Genomic DNA, 23,292 nt, shown 5'->3' with positions numbered 1-23,292 from the left:
TTCAACACGTCCACTCACCCGCGCGACACTGCGGACATGACGAGCCTCTCGCCGACCCCCCGCACGACCCTCGGCCGCAAGAAGAACCGCGCGGCCACCGACCGCGCGACGCTGCACGCCGTGCTCGACGAGGCCCTGATCTGTCACCTCGGCCTCGTCCGCGACGGCGCGCCGCTCGTGCTGCCCACCGGCTACGGCCGCGACAGCGACACGCTCTACCTGCATGGTTCCACGGGCGCGGCCAGTCTGCGCACCGCCGCACCGGACCTGGACGTCTGCGTCACCGTCACGCTGCTCGACGGCATCGTCTACGCCCGCTCGGTCAACAACCATTCCATGAACTACCGCAGCGCCGTCATCCTCGGCCGCGCGCGCCTCATCACCGACCGGGACGAGAAGCTCCACGCCTTGCGCGTGCTCACCGACCACCTCTCCCCCGGCTCGTGGGACCACGCGCGCGGCGTCAACGCGAAGGAGTTCGCCGCCGTCTCCGTCCTGGCGCTCGACCTCGCGGAAGCCTCGGTGAAGCTGCGCGCCGAAGGCCCTGATGACGAGCCGGAAGACGTGAGCGCCGACGAAGCCTGGGCCGGCGTCCTCCCGGTGAAAACTGTCTTCGGCGAGCCCGAACCCTCCGCCGACCTGCCCGCCGGCTGGAGCGTGCCCGAGCACGTCACCGGACGCGTCACCCAGCCAGAGGCAGCCGCACGGTGAACACGGTCTGGCCCGGCCGGCTCATTACCTCGACCGTGCCACCGTGTTCCACCACCAGCGAGTGCACCACGGACAGGCCCAGACCGGTGCCACCCGCCGACCGCGTGCGCGAGTTGTCGACGCGGAAGAACCGGTCGAAGATCCGCTGCTGATCCTCCGGCGAGATCCCCGGCCCGGCGTCCTCCACTCGGATCACCGCGAGGGAATCCAGAACGCTGACCGACAACCCCACCCGCGTCCCGGAAGGTGTGTGCACGGCCGCGTTCGCCAGCAGGTTGTCGAAAATCTGCCGCAGCCGCACAGGATCCGCGTCGACGAAAACCGCCGAAGTACCCAGCGAAATCTCCAGCGGATGCGCCGGCCGCCCCACCCGGAACGCGTCTGCGGCGGCCTCGGCAATCGGGACAACGTCCACTCGTTCGGGCCGCACCGGCGGCTCCGCGTCGTGGGCGTCGAGGCGCGCGAGCAGCAGCAGATCGTCGACGAGCACGCTCATCCGCGCCGTCTCCTCGCGGATCTTCGCCAGGTGCGCCTCGCGTTCCTCGGGTTCGTTCGCCGCCGCGTACCGGAAAAGGTCGGCGTAGCCCCGGATCGACGTGAGCGGCGTACGCAGCTCGTGCGACGCGTCGGCCACGAAACGGCGAAGGCGCTCGTTGGCGGCCGTCCGCGCGGCGAGCGACGACTCGATGTGCGTGAGCATCACGTTGAACGCCGTGCGCAGCTCCGCCACCTCCGCGCCGCCACCTGCGCCCGTCGCGCGCACCGGCAGGTTCGCGGTCCCCGTGAGGTCGTGCGACGCGATGTCGTGCGCCGTGCCCGCCATGTCCGACAACGGTTGCAGGCCGCGGCGCAGCACGAGCCGTCCCACCACGACGAGGATCGCCAGCGCGATGAGGAACGCGATCACCTCGACCAGCACCAGCTGCCGCACCGTGCTGTCCAGATCCGCCTGCGGCGCCGCGCTCAGCAACACCGTTCCGCTGCCGGCGGAATCCGTGGCGACCGGGCACGCGCGTACGCGATAAGGCCCGTCGCCGTGGATGTACACCGTGCGGAAGACGTCTCCACTCGTGGCGTCGGACGCGACGTCGGCGAGCGGCGTGATGTCGGTCGGCAGGTTGCTGCCGGGCTGCGGCGTCGCCACTCCCCGGTCGACCTCGAACACCGCCGAGAACCACGAGTAGACGATTTCCGGGTTGCCGTGCGAGCTGCGCAGCCCCGGCACCTGCGCGACCTGGCTCGTCTTGAGCTGCTCGTCGAGACGACGGCCGAGGTAGCCGTGCATGAACCCGACCGTGACGGTCCCCACGATCGCGAACACCACCAGCGCCAGCGCGCCGAGCCCGAACGCCAGCCGGGTGCCGAGCCGCGACGCGCGCCACGCGGCGTACCAGCGGCGAGCCCAGCGCCGCAGCCGCTTCACCGGCCTGCCCGCACGACGTAGCCGACGCCGCGCACGGTGTGGATCAGCGGTTCGGCGCCGTCGTCGAGCTTGCGGCGCAGGTGCGAGATCACCAGCTCGACGACATTGGACCTGCCTCCGAAGTCGTACTCCCACACGTGGTCGAGGATCTGCGCCTTCGTGAGCACGGCCGGCGAGCGGCGCATGAGGTACCGCAGGAGCTCGTACTCGGTCGGCGTCAGTTCCGCGAGCCGATCGCCGCGACGGACCTCGCGCGTGTTCTCGTCGAGCGTCAGGTCCGCCACGCGCAACACCGCGGTGCGCGGCGCGGGCGGCGCGGCCGCGCTCCGGCGAAGCACCGCCCGCAGCCGCGCCATCAACTCCTCGACGGAAAACGGCTTCACGAGGTAGTCGTCGCCACCACGGGTCAAGCCGGCGATGCGGTCGGCCGTCGCGTCCTTCGCCGTCAGGAAGACCACGGGCACGGCGTGGCCGTGTTCGCGCAGGCGGTCGAGCACGGTGAAGCCGTCGAGGTCGGGCAGCATCAGGTCGAGCACCACGATGTCGGGTCCGAACTCCGCCGCGCGGCTGAGCGCCGCCGCGCCCGAACCCGCGGTCACGGCCTGCCAGCCCTCGTAGCGGGCGACGGTCGCGACGAGATCGGCGATGTGCGGTTCGTCGTCGACGACGAGCAGCCGCACCGGGGTCGGGTTCTCCACCCCACCATCCTCCGTGACCACCGCGCGGGCGCGCGAGCGGAGCGCGCGGCCGACAGCCAGTCGACAGGTTCCGCCCAGATCCGCCACAGTTCCGCGGCGACGCTGGCGTTCGTGACACCCGAGCCGAAGGGATTCCCCGTGAGCGTCCTGACCCCGATCGCCGTCCCGCCCCGCCCCGCGGTGGCGCCCCGCGTGGTCGCCAAGGCGTGGATCTTCGCGTTCCTGGCGGCCAACATGGTGCTCGCCACGGTGTTCTTCGCCGTCGGCGACCTGTCGGACGACCCGCTGATCAGCGCCGGGCGCCTCGCCGGCATCTACGCGGCGCAGGCCATGGCCGTGCAGCTGCTGCTCGTCGCGCGCCTGCCGTGGCTCGACCGCCGGCTCGGTATGGACCGGCTCACGTCGTGGCACCGCTGGACGGGCTTCAGCCTGCTGTGGCTGCTGGTCGCGCACGTGGTGCTGGTGGTCGTCGGCTACTCCGCCATCGAGCGCACCAACGCGGCCGACGAGCTGGTACAGCTGGCCAACACCACCGAGGGGATCCTGCGCGCGATCGTCGCGTTCGTGCTCATCCTGGTGGTCGGCGCGGCTTCCGCCCGCTTCGCGCGCAAACGGATGGCCTACGAGACGTGGCACTTCGTGCACCTCTACACCTACGCCGCGGTGGTGCTGGCCTTCACGCACCAGATCACCGTCGGGCAGTCGTTCGCGAGCCACCCGGCCGCCCGTGCGTACTGGTGGACGCTGTGGCTGGGCGCGGGTCTGGCCGTGCTGGCCGGGCGCGTGCTCTTGCCGTTGCGACGCAACCTGCGGCACCGGTTGCGGGTGGTCGCCGTGGTGCCCGAGTCGCCCGACACCGTGTCCGTGTACATGACCGGCCGCGACCTCGACCGGCTGCCGGCTCGCGCGGGGCAGTTCTTCCTGTGGCGCTTTCTCACGCGTGACCGCTGGTGGCAGGCCAACCCGTTCTCCCTCTCGGCCGCACCCGACGGCCGCACGCTGCGGCTGACCGCCAAAGCCGTCGGCAGCTCCAGCGCGAGCCTGCGGTCGCTGCGCGTCGGCACGCGTGTGTTCGCCGAAGGCCCGTACGGCGCCTTCACCACCATCCACCGGCAACGGCCCAACGCGCTGCTGGTCGCCGGCGGCGTCGGCATCACGCCGATCCGTGCCCTGTTCGAAGACGTGAGCGGCCACGTCGTGCTGCTCTACCGCGTGCGGACACCGGCCGACGCCGTGCTTCTGCCCGAGCTGCACGCGCTGGCCAAGGCCCGCGGCGCGGTCGTGCACGTCCTCAGTGGACCGTCGGATCTGCACGGCCCCCACGGCCCCGCGCTCGGTCCCGCCGCGCTCCACGCGCTGGTACCGGACATCGGCGACCGCGACGTGTTCGTCTGCGGTCCGCCCGGGATGACGTCGGCCGTGCTGCGCAGCCTGCTGGAGCTGCGCGTGCCCGGCACCCAGGTCCACGCCGAACGCTTCAGCCTGGCCGCGTGAGGAGCTTCCGATGAAGAAGACGATTTTCGTGGTCGCGCTGTCGATCGCCGGGTTCGTGGCCGTGTGGCGGTTCGACCCGACGCCGGCGACGAGCAGCACCACCACGAGCACCCCTGCTCCGACAGCCGGCGCCGCACCGTCCACTTCGGCCGGTTCCGGCTCCGTGACCACGCAGGGCAGCGCCGAGCCGACCGAGTTCGGCACAGTGCAGGTGCAGGTGTCCTTCTCCGGCAGCCGGATCACCGACGTCACCCTCGTGCAGCAGCCGGACAGCGGCCGCGGCGTCGACGCGATCCCGCTGCTGCGCGAGGAGGCCCTGCAGGCGCAAAGCGCGGACATCGACACCGTCTCGGGCGCGACGCAGACCAGCGAGTCGTACATCAAGTCGCTGCAGGCGGCGCTCGACGCGAAGGGCTCGTGATGGCCACGCACGTCGAGCAGGTGATGGGCCTGCCCGTGTCGCTCGACCTGCGCGACGAAGGAGACTTCACCGGCGCCGTCGCCGACGCGTTCCGGTGGCTGCGCGAGGTCGACGCCCGCTTCAGCCCGTTCCGCTCCGGCAGCGAAGTGTGCCGCTACGACCGCGGCGAAACCACCGAACTCAGTGCGGACCTCGACGAGGTGCTCGGCCTCTGCGCGTTCTACGAAGACCTCTCCGGCGGCGCCTTCTCCGCCCGGCTGCCGGGCCGTGGCCTGGACCCGTGCGCCGTCGTCAAAGGCTGGGCCGTGCAGCGCGCGGCCGATCGCCTCCACGCGGCCGGCGCACGCCGGTTCTGCCTCAACGCCGGCGGCGACGTCGTCACCGCGGGCGAGCCGGAGTCCGGACGGCCGTGGCGCGTCGGCATCCGCCACCCCGAACAGCCCGAAGCGGTCTGCGCCGTGGTCGCCTCCCGCGACGGCGCCGTCGCCACCTCGGCCGCGTACGAACGCGGCGCCCACGTGCTCGACGGCCGCACCGGTCTGCCCGCCACCGGATTGTTGAGCGTCACCGTCGTCGCCGAAGACCTCACGCACGCCGACGCGCTGGCCACCGCGGCGTTCGCCCTCGGCGCCGACGGCATCACCTGGGTCGCCGAACAACCCGGCTGTGACGTGCTGATCGTCGACGCCCGGCGGCGTGTCCACCGCTCCCCCGGCCTCGCGCTCGCCTGACCCGAGTGTCCACAGTGCACTCGGTGAGATTCCGACCAGTGCCGACGTGATGCCGTTGTCACCGGATGTTCACGGTGGTGGTGAAACGCGGACCGGCGAGCCGCGTCGTACTGAGCGTGCTGCGGTTGACGACGGTTGCCGGTGTGGTGTGTGTGGTGGTCGCACCGTTCTTCTCGGGCGGCGCGACGAGAGCGAGCGGCGTGGGGCTGCTGTGGTTCGTCGCCGGGGCGCTCGTCGCCGCGGCGCTGGGGCTGGTGCGGTCGCGCAAGGTGCGGGTCATGGCGGCGGTTCTCGGGATCGCCACCGCAGTGGCCGCCGTGGTGCGGCTGGTGCTCGACGTGCGTGGCGGTGTGCCTGGCCTGGACACCCCGGTGCTCGCCGTGGGAGCGGTGGGGTGGCGGTCGGGCTGCTCGACTCCACGTCGTGGCGAATCCGTCCGCTCGGCTTGCTGGTGGCCGTCGTCGTGCTGGCCGCGACGATGGGGGCGCCGTTCGCCGCCGACCGGGTCGCCACAGCGAGCACGACCCGCGGCGTGCCGGACCTGACCCCCGAACCGGTGGCCGAAAAGCCCGGTGGCCGACACTGGTCCTGGCATCCACCGGCCGACGTGAGCGCGATGGTGGCCGCGGGGCACGGGGTCGTCGTCGCGGCCGCCGACGGTTCGCTGACGGCGCTCGACGGGCTCGACGGCAGCCACGACTGGTCCTACGCCCGGCCCGGCACGAGGGTCCACGCGCTGCTCGCGTCCGCCGACCGGCGCACGGTCGTGGCCGCTTTCGCGTCGAAAACCGACAGCGGCAACGACCTGGTGGTCGTCCTCGACGCCGACACCGGCACCGCGCGCTTCGACCGCGTGGTGCCGTCGGTTCTCGTCGAGACCGGGGAGATCCTGGTGGGCACCAAGACCTTGACCATCCGCGATGACGCGTACACCGGCTACGACATCCAGACCGGCGACGAACTCTGGCACTGGTCCGCGCCGACAGGCGTGCACGAACCCGTACCCCTTGCCCGCGCAAGCCCGGACGGTGGTGCTCGCCGCGCTGGAGTGCGGGCGTTCCGCGGGACTCGTCGCGCTCGACGAGGTGACCGGGCACGAACGATGGCGCCATGTGGTCGAGACCACTGGACCCGACGATGAACGGCTCGACATCTCCCCCGCCACGACCACCGACGGCGCCGTCGTGTGGCTGCGGCTCGTCGGCCGCGCCGCCGCCCCCGGCTCTGTCTTGAACGGCCTGTTCGACACCGAGACGGGCCGGCTGCTGGCCCAGCCGGCCCGTCTCGGTGGGTGCGGATGGACGTGGGACCGATTCCCGTGATCGAGCAGGAAAAGACGTCCGCCGAGGCCCTCGACCCCGGCACCGGCACCACGCACCCGATCGACCTAGGCGCCTGCCCCGAGCGCTCGGCCGACGCCACCACCCGGCACACGTATCTCCGCGCGTGCCAGGACACCGGCCGCCACCTGACTCTCCTCGTGCAGAGCTTCGACGGCAGCACGCCGACCAGCCGGGTGGTGTGGATGGACGGCTGGGGCCCGCTGTCGTGTCTGCGGCTCGTACCGGCGCCAGGTGCGATCGTCTTGGCGGGCAGCACCTACTGCGTCACACCCACACCGGTCGTCGGCTTCCCCGGCTGAGGTCGGCGAAACCGCCTCGCGTGAGTCCGGTCTTTTCGGGCAGACTGCGATCACCGCGACCGAGCAGGGGAGACCGATGCCGTCCATCGTCGAGAACACCACCTTCGACTGCGCCGATCCGTATGCGCTGGCCCAGTTCTGGAGCGGCGTCCTCGGCCGGCCCATTGCCGAGGAGGACGAGCCGGGCGACCCGGAGGTCGGCATAGAGCTCGACCACGGCGGCACTCTGCTGTTCATCCGCGTGCCCGATGGTAGCTGACACTGAGACGTAACCGCCGAGTGAGGTCACGCAGGGGCAGGCTTCGTCACTCTGCTGGCACCGACCGCGCACCCTATGTACCCTGGTCAGCGGCGTAGTGGATCTAGCGGCACGGGCGGTGAGATGGTTTCCTCCGGTTCTGGTCATGGGGCCGCGGGCGGCCGTCGCTGTCAGAGCTGCGGTGCGGCGCTGGCTGCCGACAACACCGCGCGCTTGTGCGGGAAGTGCCACCGTGAGCAGCGCGACCAGCTCCGCACGCCCCCCGCTCAGCTCAGGAACGAGTTCTTCGAGACGAACGAGTTCCGAGCAGCGTTTGAGAGTCAGCACATGGGCAAAGTCTTCAAGGCGTACCGGAACCATCCTCGGCACCTCCAGCTCTTCGGCAAGGGACTCAACCAAGAGCTTTTGGGGCGTTGGCTTGGGCTTACGCAAGCCCAGGTGAGCAAGATCGAGAACGGCAAGCCGGAGCAGAACCTAGAAGTTCTGCGGAACTACGCGCGGGTTTTGCACCTTCCCCAGCATCTTCTTTGGTTCGATTTTCCAGGCCAGAGCCGCCTTAAGGCGTCACAGCCGCGAACCGGCAAAGACTCGAACCCAAATGAAAAGCTGATCGTTCCGCAGTCGCAAGATGAGATTCTGCTCGCAAATACGGGCATGGACACGCTCGAACTGATCAACCGAATTCGGTCTTCTGCAATCAATTCATCGACCGTCGATGCCATCACGATCAAAGTCGAGCAGCTGTGCTGCGACTACGCACACATGGATGCGCAGGAGTTGATACAGACCGGCAGAGAATGGCTCAGCAAGATGACTGAGCTACTCGGCGGCCGTCTCAGCCTCGCGCAGCATCGAGATATTTTGAGCAACGCAGGGATGCTTTCATTGCTTGTCGGTTGCCTTGAAAACGATCTCGGCGACCAAACGGCCGCCGAGGCTACTCGACGCATGGCATTAGACCTGGGCAAAGATGCTGGCGAACCCGGCATTGTTGGCTGGTCCCATGAAATGCTCGCATGGTTTCACCTGACGGCAGGGAACTACCGCGCAGCCATTAATGCAGCAGAGGCCGGAATCCAAGCAGCGCCGTCTGAATCCGTAGCAGTGCAGCTCTACGGCCAGCAGGCAAAAGCATATGCCCGCATGGGCAAAGCGGAAGAGGTATATCAAGCGCTGGAAAAGGGTAGCGCTTTGCTTGACAAGTTGCCGTTCCCAGAGCGTCCGGATAATCACTTTGTTGTCGATCCCGACAAGTGGGACTTCTACGCGATGGACACCTACAGGATTGTTGGCCAAGACGATCTTGCGACGCGTAACGCCCTAGAAGTTATGCGGCGTGGCGTCCAGCCTGACGGCAAGATCATTACGCCAATGCGTAACGCTGAGGCACAGTTGACTCTAGGTGTGATTGCCGCACGGCGCGGCGAGACTGATGAAGCCGCCACGCTGGGCCTGGAAGCATTGCAGAACGGTAGGCAGAGTCGCCCTTCGCTTCTCATGGTTGCATCCGAACTGGAACATGAACTCGACACTTACGGAAAACGTGCCGGGGCAGACTTTCGCGATTTGTTCGACGAGATCAAACGCACATCGTGAACACGCCTGATCTCGTCATTCAATCGTGGTCCTGAGGTAGACGGCTAGAACTTCAGCATGGGCAGCAGAAGTCAACCGCTCAAGCATCATATCCTGCAAAAAGCCATTTTGTGCCAAATGACGCAGACTTGGCACGACCACGTGGCGGGTGTCAGTACACACAAGTTCGGAGATCAACTCGTCAAAGGCTTCCCGTGAACCACAATTGAACTCAAAGAAGAAGCGGACAAGACGCAGCCCCTGCCCCTTGGAATAAGCAACGACTCGGTTTTCAAGCCGTCGAATCTTGTCGTCCGCCACATCGCAGGGGACCCGCATGTAGCCGTACGCACGCGACAGCTTCAAATCGGCCCGCGTTTCGAGTGCCTCTGTCATTTCTACTCCATCTATTTAATTGAGGCGACGGAGTGCGTCCAAGACGCGCTTCATTTTGGCGTGGTCAGGAGTCTCAAGTGGTTGGACGTTCGTTCCGGGTTTGAGCGCCTGCCCTGGGGAGCGCTGCGGCAACGGCAGAACACCCGACATGCGCCCATCTTGGAGCCGATCGGCCTTCAACGGTTCACCTCATGGTCGTCGGGAGTCGTTCCGGCAGACAGGAGATTCCCCGCTCCAGGCGAGTAGCGGAGGCAGGTTTCACACGGCATTCCAGCTACGGCGTCTAGTTGTTCGAGGTCCTGGGTCACGAAAGTGGCACCGCAGAGTGCCACAACCCCGGAAAGACCCCGGTTTGCGTTTTCAGAAAGGGAGAAGAGATGACATACCCGTTTAGTCTCCCCCACAGTGCCAGGCTTGGGGCGAGCAACCATGATTCGCACTGTCACAGGCGCGCGCCTTTACTTACCAGTGCGACACGACCAGGAAGGACCCTCCTGAGTGACGCGAGCAGCAGCCCCAGCCGGGCACGCTTCCGACGCCTTGACATCCGCTCTTCCACCGTGGGCAAGGTGCGCAGTGCGGTCAACGTTGCACCACAGCGCGGACACGGATGGCCAGGTTCGGAGCACATCGCCGCAGCCGCGAACCGGATTCCGCATAGTCCGACAAACCAACCGTCCGACAATAGCCCGGCGGTCATGGCTGGATCTGATACCAGGTGATCCACGGCTTGACCGGCGGACGTGATGGCGGTGAGGTGCAGCGTCACCGCTCCCTTTTCCGGGCCGTTCATATTTCCCCTCTTTCCCACGTTGTTTATCCCTGCCGATGTCTCTAGTAGCTGTCGTATGGCCGCCATTCAACGCAAGTGGGCCGCGTTCGCGTTTCGAGCCATTCGAGTAGCGCCGCCCGCGTTTGCGATACCGGGATTAGCGCAGTGCGCGGGAAGACAGCCCCGGTCGAGCCATTGAAAATAAGGTCAAGATCATGGACCGGCCGCCGGGGGTTGTAGGAATTAGCTATGGGCATGGCCGGATCGTCGTTGTCCATGTAGTTCAGTGCAGCAAGGCCGCGTGCAGTGGAAACGCTGAATCGGAGCTGGTGATTGGGGATGGGGCCGGTTTTTGAGCTGCGATACTCGACGTCGCCGACGAACAGGGTCGTCTCCCAGTGGACGTGATCCGTCGCCAGGATCGCATCAACCAGGTTGACCGACTCCCTCAGTCCGTACGTGACGCGCGCAACGCCCGTGGTCAGCGAGGCCGTGAGGATCATGCGGGGGTCACGTCGCTAGAAGCGAGATACGGGGCCATGAGCGGTTGCCTGCCCTTGCGATCGACTGTCAGGGGTAGATGACAACCGTGCAACCCCAGCCCGGACGCGTCTATATCAATCCGGGAATGCAGCATGCCGCGCCGGAATATCCGCAGGTGAGCCACCTGGACCGCGTTAGGCGACGGCTCCGCCTTTCGCACCCCGCGCATGAGCGTCCGGCACCATCCCCAAGACCCGCGTTCGAGCAAGTCACCAGGCTCCGTCACGACCCACCCTGCGAGCCTCTACGGCGGAGTTTCCGCAGGTCAGAGGATTCCGGCCTGAGAATCTTCATGATCAACATACCAGTCGAGAATATGTCTTCAAATTTATTCTTTCTGAGAATAATGGATGAGACCAATTCACGGCCTGAGCTGGGGATATTCCGCAAGCGGAATAGCGATATGCAAGCGCAAGAATAGTGGTTTCTTTCGCCCCGCGGCTTACTTGAGTTATCGGTTCGCACAAGCGGGCCGGTTCCTCAACCAAGGGAACCAAAACCATTATGAGTAACCATGTTTCTCGCGCCATTTCGACCGGCGTGTTTACGATCCGGGAAACCAGCTGGGTTCTCGGTGTCAGTGAGTCCGAGGTGTGCCGGTTGATCCGAGTGGGCGTGCTGCCCCAGGTTCGCCGTCGCGGTCGGCTGGTCGTGCCCGCGTATGTGGTGGCGCGGCTCCTGCCTGCTCCCAGCGACAGGGGGCAGCAGTGAACTACGAAGAGGAGTTCTACTCCGACATTGCCGCTGGGCTCGACAGGTTGGAGGCCGTGCCGACCTGGGCACTTTCCGAAATCGTCACCCGTGATGGCGCTTGTATGTGGGTGTCGGCCTGTCCTGAAGACCATGAGTGGACCGGGGATGAGACGAGCGATCGGGCCGTGGCCGCGCGGATCTGCGCCGGTTGTGGCCTCCGGGACGAGTGCTTGGAGCTGGAGTTCCGCACGGCGGGGTTCGCCACGCTCGGCGTGTGGGGTGCGCTGGCCGAGGACGACCGGCGTGCCGCCCATCTCGCGTGGTCGCGGCGACGGGACGGGGGCCGGGCATGAACCTGACTCCTACCCAGTTGCTTGCGGCGTTGGCAGTGGCACTCGTCGTGTTGTGGCTGTCGCGTGCGTCGGCCCGTCGTGCCCGGCGTGAGGCGGACGCGGCCCGGGCAAGCGCACGGCTGTTGTCACTGACAGGTCGGGTTGTGGCCGGGGCAGTGCTGCTCACGGCGGTGCAGTGGATGGCGTTCACGTATCCCGGTTCGCCGTGGCTGCTCCGCGCTGCTGCGCTCGGGCTGCCTGCTCTGGTCACGTCCTACACGCTGACCAAAGCGCTCACGGTGACCGCCGTGGACGTCCGGCGTGAGACGCGGCGGAGTGGTCGCCGATGAACACTCCAAGCAACGGCGGTTTCGAGCCGATCGAACGGGTTGCGGAGCAGGTGGACCGCCTGTGCTGGTCGGGTGTGCTGCTCGGGCTGGCATTCACGATGACCAATGTTCAGCAGTTCGCCGCGAACGGTGCCACGGCGTGGTCACTGCCGTGGTTCACGGCATGGCTGCTCGACCCCATGGTGTCGGTGGTGCTGCTGTCGATCCTGCGGGCCGAACAGGTCACGGCCCGCTACAAGGTCCGCACTGGCGGATGGGTGCGCGCGGCGAAGTGGTTCACGCTCACGGCCACGTATGTCATGAACACTTGGGAGGCGTTCACGGCCGGAAGTCCGTCGCGGGTGGTGCTGCACTCGGTACCGCCGCTGGTCGTGTTCGTCGCCGCTGAGGCCGTGACCGACCTGAGGGACAAGCTCGGTGCCGCTCTGTCGGCTGCCCAGTCGGCAGTGGGTCCCGTGGCGTTCATGAACGCCACTGCTCAGCGGCACGCGGACACCGCCGGACCTCAGCCGGCATCGACGGCAGACACCGCGCCGGCGGCGCCGGCCGGGCCGATGCCGGCTGAGCTCACCTCGGACAACACCGCAGGTGAACCGAACCCATCGACGGACACGGAGCCTGAACGTCGGCGGGCAGGACGTAAGTCGTTCGCCGAGTACCTGGCCGTTGCCCGGAAGGCACGGACGCCAGAGGTGATCGTGACGCCGGCGTGGGTCCGGGAGGTCACAGGATGCTCGCGCGGGTTGTCCTCGCGCCTCGCGGCCACGCTCAAGACCGAAGGGGGTGGCCGGTGATGACGAACTCGGAGAACCCGCACGACTCCGGCCGCACCGACGAGGGCGAGCTGGTGCCGAAGGTCTACGACGCGGAAATCGTCCCCGACAACGATGGAGCGGCCCGGGACCGGCGGCCCGCGCCGGTGGTCCGGCGTGCGGCGATCGAATGCACGGGCTACCTCATCCGCCGTGTACGCGAGTCCGACCGGATCGCTCGGTGGCGCGGGCTGGTCGCCTATCGGGCCCGCAAGCTGCCGTTGGACCTGCTGCGGTTGCTGTGGTTCCTGCTGCGCGGACATACCCGCTGGGTCGTGAAGGGATGGACCTGGGCTACGTACGCGGATCTGCGCAGCGATGTGCGGCAAGCTCGGATGGCGGGCGACGCCCAAGCCCGCCGAGAGGCACAGGAGACTATCCGGGCAGACGCGAAAGTACGGTGGGCCAAGCTCGGTATTGGCGTACGCCGCGCCGTGGTCACTACGGCCGTGGTCCTGGTCGTGCTCGTCCTGCTTGCGCTGACGAACATGCTGTTCGACCGGGCAGACATGCCGCGTTGGCTGGCCACGATATACGGCGTCCGGGACTTCTGCGGTGCGGCAATCGGTGTCGTGGCGCGGTGGCTGGCCGTCCTCGGGCCGGTCGGTTGGATCGTGGCGGCCGTGTGGGAAGGACGCGACCGCACACCAGGCGCGGCCTGGCTCACCCGACCCGACCGTGCCGACGCGGAGTCTTGGGTGGACGAACGCATGATCTCCCGGGCCCTCGCACATCTTGCGGTCGCGCCGCTCAACGCGTTCTTCAAGAGCGGTGGGGAGCTCGTCTACCTGACGTCGGCGCGCAAGGACGGAGATGGGACGTTCGCGCGTATCCGATTGCCATTGGGCGTCACCGCCGACATGGTGGCCGACCGCCGCACGACACTCGCGGCGAACCTCGGCCGTGCCTCCCTGGAAACCTGGCCCACCAAGGGCGATGAAGACGGAGTGCTGGACCTCTGGGTTGCCGACAAGGGCACCCTTGCCGGTGGCGCTGGTGACTGGCCGCTGCTGCACGACGGCACGGTGGACGTGTTCGAGGGCGTGCCGTTCGGGCTGACTCAACGCGGGCTGATCGTGAACGCGCCTCTGCTGGAGGCCAACTGGCTGATCGGTGGACGCCCCGGGCAGGGCAAGACCTCGGCGATGAGGACCCTGCTGCTCGGCGCGGCGCTGGACGCCACCGCCGAACTGTGGGTCTACGTGATGGGCGAAAGTCCCGATTTCGAACCCTTGAGGCCGCGCCTGAGCCGCTACCGGATGGGGATGGACGACTCGGTGGCCGCCAACGCCGTAGCAGCCCTTAGGGACCTCACGGAGGAGATGGAACGACGCGGCCGGACGCTGGGCGCACAACCGGGTCAGCCGCCGAAGGTGTCCCGCAAGCTCGCCGACCGCCCCGCGCTCGGACTGCACCCGCTGATTCTGGGCATCGACGAGTGCCACGAACTGTTCCAGCACAAGAAATATGGCAAGCAAGCCGAAGAGCTGGCTGTTCGCCTGATCAAACGCGGCCGCAAGTACGGCATCATCCTGCTACTGGCCACCCAGTCGCCGACGAAGGACAGCATCCCCAAGGAGATCACCCGCAACGTGTCGTGCGGGGTGGCGTTCGCAGTTGCCGATCACATCGCCAATGACGGACTGCTGGGAGCGGGCCGGTACCGGGCGGGTATCCGCGCAACCGAACTGCGGATGAAAACCGACCGGGGCACGTGCGTGGCCGTCGGCATCACCGATGAGCCGTGGGAGCTGGTGCGCGCCTTCTACGTGCGCTTCGAAGACGGAACCGACATGGTCAGCCCTGTCATCACCCGGGCGATGGCCCTGCTCGCCGAGCAAGGGCGGCAGCTAGCCGTAACCGCACAGGAGGATGACGACGCGGCGGCACCGGTGGACCACCTGGCCGATATCGAGGCGGCGTGTACGGGAGAGAAGCGTGTGCGCACGCAAACCGTGCTCGCCCGGCTGGTCGCGCACAATCCCGACGAGTACGACGGGTGGACCCTCACCGACCTCTCTGCCACCCTTGCCCGCCACCACATCGCACCGGTCAAGTCCCACGGGATCATGGTCATCCGGGCCGGCGACGTAGCGTTCGCGCTCGCGGTCCGCGAGGACGAACCGGCGGGGGAAGACCCTGGGGAGGCCAAGGGGAGCCGGGGAGTTCTCCCCCACTCCGCAGACACCCCCGCTCCCCCACCTGAACAGGGAAAACCCCGGCGGGGGAGGCCGAAGAACGCCGACCGGGACACCTCCGCAAAACCCGCAAAACCGGCTGAGTCGCCAACGCAGCCGGACTCCCTCCCCTGCGACGGACACGCCGAGGGAGGCGGCGATGACGGATAGAGCGGAGAGCACGGCCGACCCTCCGGAGCGAGCCCGCGCAACCCGTGCTCTGGACGACCCAATCACGCTGGGGCGGGCGGCACGCATCGTGCGACTAGCCCTGGCCCGTAAGACCGGACGGCCTGATGAAGACCACACACTCAAGGCAGAGACACTCACGCCCCCATAACAATCCTGAACACGGCCGGGCTCCCCACCGGGAGACCCGGCCCTTTTTTGGCAATCTTCTTCTGCACCCCGACGTGAGACAAGCCGGCGTCGCGTTGTTCGCGATCCTGGCGTCGGTGCTCTCCGGCTGGGCGATGTGGCCCTGGGCCGGTGCCCTGGGCGCATTGATCGTGCTCGCGCTCTCAGGTGCGCGGCTGCGCCTCGACCCGGTCTACACCCTCGCTGCGGCGCTGCTCGTGACCGACGTGTGGTTCCTCGCCACGGTCAACCCCTCGTGGTGGGCCGTGCTCGCCGGCACCGTGGTCACCGGCGCAGCGACCCTCAACCTGCGGCTCCGGACCCGCCGGCGCGAGACCCTCGGTGCCCTGGCGCTCGGGATGCTGCTGGCCGGTGGGATCACCGGTCTGCTCGTCGACGCCGCTCTGGCCCGCGCAGACGCCGAGCGGGACCTGCAGGCCGCGCACCACGCCGCAGTGCCGCGGATCCTGCCCCACACTCCCGGGGCGATGGTCGCGTTCCTCGTCGAACGGATCGGCCACCCGACCCCCGGCAACGTCGCCGACGCCTGCCTCGCGTTCAGCCCCCACGCCCAGCAGCAACTCGCCGCCGCGCACCACGCCGAAGATGTCCTCCTGGTGTTGCAGGGACTCCATCTCCAGATAACGCCTCCACGGTCAGCCCGGCCGCGGCCAGCGAAGCGCGGTTGTGTCGCTGCAGCGCGGTGAGCGCGGCGGGTTCCGGTGGTTCGGGCAGCAGCACCGGCTCGAGCTCGACGGGGGCGTCGCCGACGCGGAAGTCGAAGCTGTGCCCGCCGACGTGGCCGTCCGCCAACGTGCACGGGCTGTACTCGCCGAACTCATTCGGCTCGGTTGCGACGGCGGGGCAGCCTGCCCAAATCTTCAGCTCCCGAGCGGGGTTGGTGACGTCGAAGGCCAGCCACCACTCGTCCTCGCCGCTCTGCTGGCCGAAAACGAAGTGCCGGCCCTCGTGCCGAGGTTCGAGCTCGCACCAGTGCAGCGGCTCCACCTCGTTCGAGGTGCCCGGCAGCGTCGCCAGGAACTGCCATTCGCCGACGGTGCAGAGCACGGTGGCCCCGCACCCGACCTGCACCCGGCTCACGCCCGTTCCCCTTCACACGATCGATGAACTGGTGATCATCTCCCGGTACGGTAGCCCGGCCGCGCCGCCAAGCTCACCGATCCGCGCGGGCCGCGACGCGTCCGACTGGCTGGACTCGCCGAGAGCCTCCACCACTTGTCGGTGCTGGTCGGTATACCGGAAGTTCCCCTCCTGCACGGAAGGAACCTGGCCAGCCCATGACGAAGTACGTGCACAAGATCTACGAACCCGAGCTGCGCCACCTGCTCCGGATCGACGCCACCCAGCCCGCGTTCTTTGGAGCACGGCCACACAGACCTTGACGCTTCTCCGGTAGCAGGCCAACTGCCGGCGGTAGGTCAGGCTGGCGGCTCGGGCTTGTTTGTACTTGGCGATCTCGTCCAGCTTGGTGCGCTGCTGCTTGATTGCGTCGACCGCTCTGCGCAGCGTCGCGCGAGGAGGTTCCCAACGACACGCCGCGCTCTGTCCTGCCATGGTCCGGACCTTCCGGGCGGAGGCAACCGGATCCGGAGACCGCAGCCGACCCGGACGACTGGGTCCGCCGCCACCACACCCCCCGTGTAGCCTTTCAACACACGACGCGGGGTGGAGCAGCTCGGTAGCTCGCTGGGCTCATAACCCAGAGGTCGCAGGTTCAAATCCTGTCCCCGCTACAGCGAAAAGGCCCGGTTTGCACATGGTGCAGGCCGGCCTTGCTCATTGGCGGATCGGTGGCGGATCCGCCAACTTTGCGAGACTGGTGCCTGAACCAGGCGACACGGCGTTCAGCACGGTGGCGAGCTCCGTGGCCACGCCGGCCGGCCGGGAGATGTACAGCTGGGCGTACAGCCAGCCGTCGGTCTCCAGGCCCTCCGGGTCCACACCCGCGCTCGAGAGCGTGTCCAGGATCTGGGTCTGCTCCTCCGCCGAGGCGAACCTCCGCTGCCGGAACACACCATCGACGCGGGCGCTCTGGTAGCCCAGCTCGGCCAGGCCTGCCGCGACCGGGTCGTAAGAGAACATCCGCAGCACAAAATGCGCCATCCACGGACGCGACCCGTGCGCGATCCGGGCGATGGTCTTGTCCGTGACGTACCCGACGCAGCCGGTCGAGATGACGAGGTCGACCCCGGCCAGCAGATCCTGTTGCGCCGGCGTCGGATCGTCCCGCTCAAAGTCCGCATGGATCGTGGCGTCGATGAAGCCGGCCGATTGCGCATAGGCCAGCGCCGGACCCGAGTTGTCGAGACCGATAAAGCGGACGTGTTCGGTACCCGCGCGCGAACGGACCCAGCCACGGTCGGCCGCGAGCAGCGCTTCGTGGTCGAGGGCGAGCACATCCGGGCCCGTGTAGTAGTCGTAGAGCTGGTCCATCGTCACGTCGCACCGTTGCAAGACCGCGTTGACGCCATACGAGCAGCCGACGTCGAGCACGGTCGGTTCCGCGACGCCGCGTTCGGCGCGGTACTCCTCGATCAGCTTGCTGAAGTAGGGCTTGGCCAGTTGTGGAATGAGGTAGCCGACCCCGCTCAGCGTGCCGAAGAAGGCACGCGGATCCGGCTCGGCGTAGATGTGATCAAAGGAGATCTTGCCGGTCGAGTCGATGGGCACCCCGGTCTCCTTACTAGACGATCTGGCGCCTCGGATGAGACGGTTGCGGGCCGGGCCTCGCTCACCCACATTCGCGGGTTGCCGGGCAGGGGCTGACGGCTCGGCCTGAGCCTACGAGTGTGGGCCTCGATGGTGGGATAGCTGGCGGGTGGAACTCGTCGGGGATCCCGCACGCTAAGCGCTCAAGCAGGCGGTCGTGGCAGCCCAGCTCGACGGCGCGACCTGGGCCGACGTCGCCCAGGCGCTCGAGGTGACCCCCCCCCAGACCGCGCACGAAACTGTCGGTGGTGGTCTGCCTACGAAGGGTCGAACCGGAGTCGAGGAGGCCCTGCCCGATGCCCGACGTCCCCCTGTACCACCGCGGTGAGGTGCCCGAGCACCTGATGACCACACGCAGCTGGCCGCGACCGGCCGGGTATCGGGCGATCTGGCTCGCCCCGACGGTTACCTGCTGGTGGAGCTGTTCGACTCCCGCACCCGGGGCAAGGAGTTCGTGGCGGAGCCAGCAGCACAAGCGAGGGGTGCGGCCGCTGATCAACCCGGGCGCACCCCTCGCCCGAATCGGCATCAGATGGCTATGCGACACCATCGGCGCACCTAGCAACCGCGAACACCCTGCGTAACAGATTTGCCCACAGTTCCGACTACCACCAGCACACTTGACCAAGGGATTACGACTTGTCCAAGCGCCTCCTCCTGCTCACCGCCACGGCGTTCGCCGCGTTCGGCCTGACCGCATGCGGCAACAACGCGCCGCCCGCCGCCCCGCACCACGACCAGGCCGAGATCGTGCCCATCACACCGCCGGCCGCCGCCGCACCACCCTCCGGGACGCCCACCTACCTGGCGAAGAGAGTCGGGGAACGCGCCGGAATCACCAACAGGGACGGCAGCGAAGCAGTCGACTTCTGGATCACGAAGATCAGCGTGGACCCGAAGTGTGACCCCTACAGCCAGCACGAGGCGGGCGGCAGACACACGGTCGTCCTGGACGTCACCGTGAAGACCTACACCGACAAGATCGCGGGGCAGCGCCTAAGCCCGTTCAAGGTTCTGCCCGGCACGATCAATCCATTCTCGCTCTCGACCGCTGGCAGCACCGGTGTCACCAGACGGATCGAGACGGACAGGTGCGTGACGACGCCGAAAAAGCTGCCGTCGACATACGCGCCCGGCCACGCCTACACGGGGCAGATCGCGTTCGCCACGCCCTACAAGAGCGGCAAAGTCCAGGTGACCCAGAGCTCCGGTTACTTCCAGAACAGCACCCTCGGGTGGGAGTGGTCGTACTGATCATCGGATGACCGGCAGAAGGCCCCAGATCGTCATCGCAGCGGCCGGGGCCTTCTCTCGGGTTCACGGCCGTCCGGGCCGTCGAGGGCCGGCAACCCGGTGAGCACCCCCCGACGGCGGCGGGCATTGGCGCGGGAGACTGAGCGAGATCGCCGGCTGGACCCTTGGCGAGTTGAGCGAGCCTCAGGCGTAAGTCGACGCTGTGGCCACGGTAACCGGGCAGTGAGCAGCCAGTTCGCCAGCACCAACTTCCCCAACCTCGACGTCGTCGACCGCGGAGACCACCCCGAACAGGGGTGATCAGCGCGCCATGCCCGAGTGCGGCTCGCTGCGGTTCTCGTAGAACAGCGGGGGTCACGGCAGTCGAGCTGGCAGCGCCGGGTCTTCTCCGGCGGTGATGAGGTCAGCGAGGGTGGGGGCGGCGGTGCCGGCGAGGTGGCCCGAGTGCGGGTGCACGGTATCGGCGAACGACCTCGCCGCGGCATAGGTACGGGGGAGCCCAGAAGCTCTTCGGCCAGCCGAGCACCACCGTCATCCACAATTCGCATGCACCCGGATCAATTCTGAGCAGGGCCAGGAGAATTCTTTTCGCTCCCGAAAAAGCGGGCCGGGCTGCACTATGAAGAACGCCCCGACCGGCGATCGGGGCGTTCGATAAGCCGAAAGCTCAGCTATTTAACATGCCCTCGACTGCACCGTTCGACGAATTGAAGTCGCCCGACACATCCTGGCCTGCCTCCTTGAGCTTCGCCGCCTGTTGAGCATCCTTCAAGGCCTGCTCCACCACATTGTTCGTCGCCCGCTTCGCCGCGTCTTCCTGGTCCCGAGTTGTCGTTGTTCTCTCCTCTGATCGGTTTCCATTGTGCTCCAAGCGCATATTCGGCAATGCCCCTAGCTGCGCACATCTATGGATTTTTTGGCCGATTTTACCCAGCTCTTCGTCTCCGACAAGCTATTCGTGCTGCCTTTTCGTCTGGAACTAGATCGTAAGGTGAACCCTTTTTGAGGCGATCTCGTTCAAGCTCGCCGATCGCCGGGGCGGCTCGGGGTGAGGAGCGGAACCCCGAATCGCTCGGGCCATCCTCCACACGACAGCCTCACGTGGCTGCTGGCCGCGTGGCGGCGACCCGTCGACGCCGAGCCTCTCCCGACGTCGCTCGGTGGCGCGGCGATACACCCCGCTGGCTGGCCGACTTTCGGCAGCGGGGCCTGATCAAGGCGCTGGCCGTGACCGGGCCGGCGCCGCATGCGGTCATGCGCCGCTCGGTGCGCAGCTGCATCCGCAACACGGTGGACGCCATGGCCGCGGCCACCACTCCCAGGACGAGTAAGCCGACGCTGTACCAGTTGAACTCCTGGGTCAGGACCCGCACCCACGGTGGTCAGCTCGCGGTGCCGCCGGCTGCGCGACCCACGGCCGGGGGACCTGCTCGCCCTGCACGAGCCGAACCAGTCGCAGCAGGGACAGATGATCAACGCGACGGTGGTGCACGCGAAGACGTTGCTGCACCCACGGGTGCCACAGCCGGACGACGGCCGGATGTACCGGTGCCTCACCGAGGCACCCGGCCGGGTGGCGGGCAGCCTCGTGCCGCTGTGCACGCTGACGTTCGAGCTCGCCGGCGGGCAGCTGTGGCCCCAGGTCGCGGATTGCCCGAACAGCCCCGCGGTCGCCGGCGTCGTCAGTTCTGTTGATCAGGCGGGCGGACGTCCCAGCTGATCGGGCTTCGTCGTCGGCGCCATCCAAGCGGCGCACGCCGCGCATGCCGGTCCGGTGGGCGGACTCGCGGCCCGGTCTACCGAGGGTAGAGGCGCCGCCGCGGGAAGTCGGCAACCCGGTGAATCGCTCGTCCAATTAGGTGTCTATCTGGTGAATTCGCCGCTAACTGGTTCAGACCATGCGGAGTATTGCCGGGTTTCATCCTCCGACCGGGACCCACAAGGGTGATACGGCGGAGCAACTGGAGGAGTACAACGATGAGATACAAGATGGGCGCGGTTCTCGCCGCGGCAGCGTCGTTAACGTTCGGCTTGAGTGGCGTCGCGAACGCCGCGCCCGCGGCGACCGATCAGGTCGCCCAGGTGCCGGCTGCCACGGCCTTGGCTGCTTGCGCGGGCCCCGTCTCGCCGGACGGCGGCGCCGGAGCCTGCTTCAACCCGACCGGGGAGCACCTGCTCAACTGCGACCTCCTCGCCGACGGCCACCACCCGGAGGTCTACTACTTCCGGTCAACCTCCCCCAACACCCTGCGCCACATCAGCGACGCGCCCGAGGCCGGCAACTGCGTCGACCACAACCTGGCCGACATTCCCGAATCCGGCTGGATCGACGTCCAGGCATGCAACTACGAGGGCAACACGGAACTCAGCTGCAGCAACTTCGTGCGCGAGTACGCCGCGGGCTGAGCACTCACACTGAAAGATCTGAACCACCGACCCCGGAGCCCACCATCTCTGGAAAGAGACGGTGGGCTCCACCCGCGTGCCGCGTTCTTCGCGAGGCCCTCGGTGCCGTGGTCAACCAGCGGGACGCATGACATTAGGCATTGAACTTTCAGTGCATGGTTTGCTCACTCGTCGTTCTCGGCGGGCTGGTGGTGGTCAGCCGGCCGGGGGCATGACCACCTGCTGGGGTGTGAGGTCAGCGGGGCGGAAGCCTCGCCAGGCGACGCGGCGGAGGCGTCCTTCGCGGGTCCAGGAGCGGTAGGCGACCTGGCCGACAAGCACGGGCTCGACCCATTGCGTGCCGTGGGCGTATTCGGGTGGGACGGGGTGGGCGAACGGGCTGGTCTCACGGGGAATCTGGGCGAGCAGCCGGTCGAGTTCGACGAGTGCTTGGCGGGTGAAGCCGGAGCCGACGTCGCCGACGAGACGGAGCTGACCGTGCTGGTCGTGGGCGCCGAGGACGAGGCTGCCGACAGTGTCCGCGCGGCTGCCATGGCCGGGTCGCCAGCCGCAGACCAGCAAGTCCTGTGTGCGGATCAGCGGGTGCTTGATCCAGCTGTGGCTGCGGCGGCCGGGCAGGTCGTGCGAGCCGATTTTCTTCGCGACAAGGCCTTCAAGCTGGTGTTCGCGGGCGATCGTTAGCAGTTGCTGCGGGTCGACGTCGCGATAGGCCGGCGTGATCACCGCGTGGGCGTCCTCGAGCGGGTGGAGCGCCTGCAGCAGCTCCCGGCGCTTCTCGTAGGGCTCACCGATCAGCATCTTCCGGCCGAGCATGAGCACGTCGAACACGTAGAACGACGCCGGGTGACGTGCGAGCAGCTCGCGGCGGGGCCGCAGTTGGTGGCGCGTCTGCAGATAGCCGAAGTCGGGCCGGCCCGCTTCGTTGAGTACGACGATCTCGCCGTCGAGGACCGCGACCCTGCCGTGCAGAGCCTCGGGTGAACACGCCGGCGAGGTCGGGGAAGGCCGGTGCGAGGTCGTTGCCGTTGCGGCTGGTCAGCTTGCTGGCCCCGCCCGGGCCGACGCGGTAGCAGCAGCGGAAGCCGTCCCACTCGAACTCCAGCGACCACCCGCTCCCGCTGGGCAGGTCGCCGTCGACGGCCAACATCGGCGCGATGGCGTAGGGCATCCCGTGGATGTCCGCGTCGATCGGAGCCCGCATCGCTCACCACCGCCAGCATTCAGCCGTGCTTGCTGTCCTGCGCTCGACGGTAACCCGGGTGCACATCAACACCGTCGTGCGCTGGAACACCGACGCCGCACCAGACTGGAGCCGCGCTTCGACGAGCACGGCGACCTCGTCGCCGACCTGCACGACACACGCGTGGCGCCGCCCGGTCGCTGATTCACCACCGCCGCCACTGTGGACCGGACGAGGCAGAAACGGCACGCGGCGCTGGTGCCGTGTGCCGAGTCGGTCGAAGTCGGGCGTCAGTCGCCGGCGCGGAGTTCGGTGTTGATGCGCTGGGCGTCGTGG

General features: G+C 67.7%; 24 protein-coding genes and 1 tRNA gene. 18 read left to right on the top strand and 7 right to left on the bottom strand.

The features are described 5' to 3' along the window. Positions 1–36 precede the first annotated feature (36 nt). Positions 37–711: a pyridoxamine 5'-phosphate oxidase family protein gene (locus tag ABZU76_RS44225; protein WP_354882165.1), complete on the top strand. Its 675-nt coding sequence runs from the start codon at positions 37–39 to the stop codon at positions 709–711. Here ABZU76_RS44225 and ABZU76_RS44220 read toward each other — a convergent pair. Beyond that, positions 683–2,134, bottom strand: a complete 1,452-nt coding sequence (locus ABZU76_RS44220; RefSeq protein ID WP_354882162.1) for a HAMP domain-containing sensor histidine kinase — start codon at positions 2,132–2,134, stop codon at positions 683–685. The two genes, ABZU76_RS44225 and ABZU76_RS44220, sit on opposite strands and share 29 nt — an antisense overlap. Beyond that, on the bottom strand, positions 2,131–2,832 hold the full coding sequence (locus tag ABZU76_RS44215; protein WP_354882159.1) for a response regulator transcription factor: 702 nt from the start codon (positions 2,830–2,832) through the stop codon (positions 2,131–2,133). Before ABZU76_RS44215 ends, ABZU76_RS44220 begins: the two co-directional genes overlap by 4 nt. A gap of 138 nt (positions 2,833–2,970) precedes the next feature. On the opposite strand from ABZU76_RS44215, the gene ABZU76_RS44210 reads away from it, so the two are divergent. From ABZU76_RS44210 to ABZU76_RS44200, 3 genes are read left to right on the top strand one after another with little or no spacing between them, the layout of a single operon-like run. Beyond that, entirely contained in the window at positions 2,971–4,326 is a 1,356-nt protein-coding gene (locus ABZU76_RS44210) for a ferredoxin reductase family protein (RefSeq protein WP_354882156.1), read from the top strand. Positions 4,327–4,336: 10 nt separating this feature from the next. Then, positions 4,337–4,747, top strand: coding sequence for an FMN-binding protein (locus ABZU76_RS44205; RefSeq protein WP_354882153.1), 411 nt, complete (start codon positions 4,337–4,339; stop codon positions 4,745–4,747). After that, entirely contained in the window at positions 4,747–5,478 is a 732-nt protein-coding gene (locus tag ABZU76_RS44200) for an FAD:protein FMN transferase (protein WP_354882150.1), read from the top strand. The genes ABZU76_RS44205 and ABZU76_RS44200 overlap by 1 nt, the downstream gene beginning before the upstream one ends. Before the next feature lie 58 nt (positions 5,479–5,536). Here ABZU76_RS44200 and ABZU76_RS44195 read toward each other — a convergent pair whose 3' ends face one another. Further along, positions 5,537–5,758: a hypothetical protein gene (locus ABZU76_RS44195; protein WP_354882145.1), complete on the bottom strand. Its 222-nt coding sequence runs from the start codon at positions 5,756–5,758 to the stop codon at positions 5,537–5,539. A gap of 114 nt (positions 5,759–5,872) precedes the next feature. Between ABZU76_RS44195 and ABZU76_RS44190 the strand changes: the two genes are divergently transcribed. The 5 genes from ABZU76_RS44190 to ABZU76_RS44170 all read left to right on the top strand — a co-directional run bounded on the left by ABZU76_RS44190 (position 5,873) and on the right by ABZU76_RS44170 (position 8,975). After that, positions 5,873–6,619: a PQQ-binding-like beta-propeller repeat protein gene (locus ABZU76_RS44190; protein WP_354882142.1), complete on the top strand. Its 747-nt coding sequence runs from the start codon at positions 5,873–5,875 to the stop codon at positions 6,617–6,619. Beyond that, complete coding sequence (locus tag ABZU76_RS44185; protein ID WP_354882139.1) at positions 6,591–6,800, top strand: hypothetical protein; 210 nt, start codon at positions 6,591–6,593, stop codon at positions 6,798–6,800. Before ABZU76_RS44190 ends, ABZU76_RS44185 begins: the two co-directional genes overlap by 29 nt. Beyond that, entirely contained in the window at positions 6,797–7,120 is a 324-nt protein-coding gene (locus tag ABZU76_RS44180) for a hypothetical protein (RefSeq protein ID WP_354882136.1), read from the top strand. The genes ABZU76_RS44185 and ABZU76_RS44180 overlap by 4 nt, the downstream gene beginning before the upstream one ends. Before the next feature lie 76 nt (positions 7,121–7,196). Next, entirely contained in the window at positions 7,197–7,379 is a 183-nt protein-coding gene (locus ABZU76_RS44175; RefSeq protein ID WP_354882133.1) for a VOC family protein, read from the top strand. 327 nt (positions 7,380–7,706) lie between these two features. Beyond that, positions 7,707–8,975, top strand: coding sequence for a helix-turn-helix domain-containing protein (locus ABZU76_RS44170; RefSeq protein ID WP_354882130.1), 1,269 nt, complete (start codon positions 7,707–7,709; stop codon positions 8,973–8,975). A gap of 15 nt (positions 8,976–8,990) precedes the next feature. Here the strand turns inward: ABZU76_RS44170 and ABZU76_RS44165 are convergent, their stop codons facing one another. Then, positions 8,991–9,350, bottom strand: coding sequence for a hypothetical protein (locus ABZU76_RS44165; protein WP_354882127.1), 360 nt, complete (start codon positions 9,348–9,350; stop codon positions 8,991–8,993). 834 nt (positions 9,351–10,184) lie between these two features. Beyond that, a complete protein-coding gene (locus ABZU76_RS44160) occupies positions 10,185–10,625 on the bottom strand; it encodes an Imm1 family immunity protein (RefSeq protein WP_354882124.1) in 441 nt (146 codons plus the stop codon). A gap of 747 nt (positions 10,626–11,372) precedes the next feature. On the opposite strand from ABZU76_RS44160, the gene ABZU76_RS44155 reads away from it, so the two are divergent. The 6 genes from ABZU76_RS44155 to ABZU76_RS44130 all read left to right on the top strand — a co-directional run bounded on the left by ABZU76_RS44155 (position 11,373) and on the right by ABZU76_RS44130 (position 17,140). Next, on the top strand, positions 11,373–11,711 hold the full coding sequence (locus ABZU76_RS44155; protein ID WP_354882121.1) for a WhiB family transcriptional regulator: 339 nt from the start codon (positions 11,373–11,375) through the stop codon (positions 11,709–11,711). Between the two features lie 143 nt (positions 11,712–11,854). Beyond that, a complete protein-coding gene (locus tag ABZU76_RS44150) occupies positions 11,855–12,040 on the top strand; it encodes a hypothetical protein (protein WP_354882118.1) in 186 nt (61 codons plus the stop codon). Beyond that, positions 12,037–12,834, top strand: a complete 798-nt coding sequence (locus ABZU76_RS44145) for a hypothetical protein (RefSeq protein ID WP_354882115.1) — start codon at positions 12,037–12,039, stop codon at positions 12,832–12,834. The genes ABZU76_RS44150 and ABZU76_RS44145 overlap by 4 nt, the downstream gene beginning before the upstream one ends. Further along, the gene (locus ABZU76_RS44140) at positions 12,834–15,200 is read left to right on the top strand and encodes a hypothetical protein (RefSeq protein WP_354882112.1); all 2,367 of its coding nucleotides are present in this window, start codon (positions 12,834–12,836) and stop codon (positions 15,198–15,200) included. Before ABZU76_RS44145 ends, ABZU76_RS44140 begins: the two co-directional genes overlap by 1 nt. A 242-nt stretch (positions 15,201–15,442) precedes the next feature. After that, the gene (locus ABZU76_RS44135) at positions 15,443–16,093 is read left to right on the top strand and encodes a hypothetical protein (protein WP_354882110.1); all 651 of its coding nucleotides are present in this window, start codon (positions 15,443–15,445) and stop codon (positions 16,091–16,093) included. Positions 16,094–17,066: 973 nt separating this feature from the next. Further along, positions 17,067–17,140 (top strand) — tRNA-Met (locus ABZU76_RS44130). Positions 17,141–17,183: 43 nt separating this feature from the next. Here ABZU76_RS44130 and ABZU76_RS44125 read toward each other — a convergent pair. Then, positions 17,184–18,077: a class I SAM-dependent methyltransferase gene (locus ABZU76_RS44125; protein ID WP_354882108.1), complete on the bottom strand. Its 894-nt coding sequence runs from the start codon at positions 18,075–18,077 to the stop codon at positions 17,184–17,186. A 678-nt stretch (positions 18,078–18,755) separates the two neighbouring features. Between ABZU76_RS44125 and ABZU76_RS44120 the strand changes: the two genes are divergently transcribed. From ABZU76_RS44120 to ABZU76_RS44110, 3 genes are all read left to right on the top strand, one after another. Continuing rightward, positions 18,756–19,370, top strand: a complete 615-nt coding sequence (locus tag ABZU76_RS44120; protein WP_354882106.1) for a hypothetical protein — start codon at positions 18,756–18,758, stop codon at positions 19,368–19,370. Positions 19,371–20,748: 1,378 nt separating this feature from the next. After that, positions 20,749–21,090, top strand: a complete 342-nt coding sequence (locus ABZU76_RS44115) for a hypothetical protein (protein WP_354882103.1) — start codon at positions 20,749–20,751, stop codon at positions 21,088–21,090. A 257-nt stretch (positions 21,091–21,347) separates the two neighbouring features. Next, on the top strand, positions 21,348–21,776 hold the full coding sequence (locus tag ABZU76_RS44110; RefSeq protein ID WP_354882100.1) for a hypothetical protein: 429 nt from the start codon (positions 21,348–21,350) through the stop codon (positions 21,774–21,776). Positions 21,777–21,971: 195 nt separating this feature from the next. Here the strand turns inward: ABZU76_RS44110 and ABZU76_RS44105 are convergent, their stop codons facing one another. Next, positions 21,972–22,712 (bottom strand): DNA ligase, encoded by a 741-nt coding sequence (locus ABZU76_RS44105; protein ID WP_354882312.1) that lies wholly within the window; start codon positions 22,710–22,712, stop codon positions 21,972–21,974. Positions 22,713–23,292: the final 580 nt, after the last annotated feature.

It is taken from the genome of Amycolatopsis sp. NPDC005232 (assembly GCF_040607795.1).
Classification (GTDB): Bacteria; Actinomycetota; Actinomycetes; order Mycobacteriales; family Pseudonocardiaceae; genus Amycolatopsis.
The sequence above is the reverse complement of the archived record's forward strand: the minus strand, read 5'-3'. Positions and strand labels throughout refer to the sequence as shown.

Coding starts and splice junctions, on each gene's coding strand:
- ABZU76_RS44140 (WP_354882112.1), top strand. CDS start 12,834: ATGACGAACTCGGAGAACCCGCACGACTCCGGCCGCACCGACGAGGGC.
- ABZU76_RS44205 (WP_354882153.1), top strand. CDS start 4,337: ATGAAGAAGACGATTTTCGTGGTCGCGCTGTCGATCGCCGGGTTCGTG.
- ABZU76_RS44200 (WP_354882150.1), top strand. CDS start 4,747: ATGGCCACGCACGTCGAGCAGGTGATGGGCCTGCCCGTGTCGCTCGAC.
- ABZU76_RS44165 (WP_354882127.1), bottom strand. CDS start 9,350: ATGACAGAGGCACTCGAAACGCGGGCCGATTTGAAGCTGTCGCGTGCG.
- ABZU76_RS44145 (WP_354882115.1), top strand. CDS start 12,037: ATGAACACTCCAAGCAACGGCGGTTTCGAGCCGATCGAACGGGTTGCG.
- ABZU76_RS44225 (WP_354882165.1), top strand. CDS start 37: ATGACGAGCCTCTCGCCGACCCCCCGCACGACCCTCGGCCGCAAGAAG.
- ABZU76_RS44170 (WP_354882130.1), top strand. CDS start 7,707: ATGGGCAAAGTCTTCAAGGCGTACCGGAACCATCCTCGGCACCTCCAG.
- ABZU76_RS44110 (WP_354882100.1), top strand. CDS start 21,348: ATGAGATACAAGATGGGCGCGGTTCTCGCCGCGGCAGCGTCGTTAACG.
- ABZU76_RS44175 (WP_354882133.1), top strand. CDS start 7,197: ATGCCGTCCATCGTCGAGAACACCACCTTCGACTGCGCCGATCCGTAT.
- ABZU76_RS44195 (WP_354882145.1), bottom strand. CDS start 5,758: ATGACCCGCACCTTGCGCGACCGCACCAGCCCCAGCGCCGCGGCGACG.
- ABZU76_RS44160 (WP_354882124.1), bottom strand. CDS start 10,625: ATGATCCTCACGGCCTCGCTGACCACGGGCGTTGCGCGCGTCACGTAC.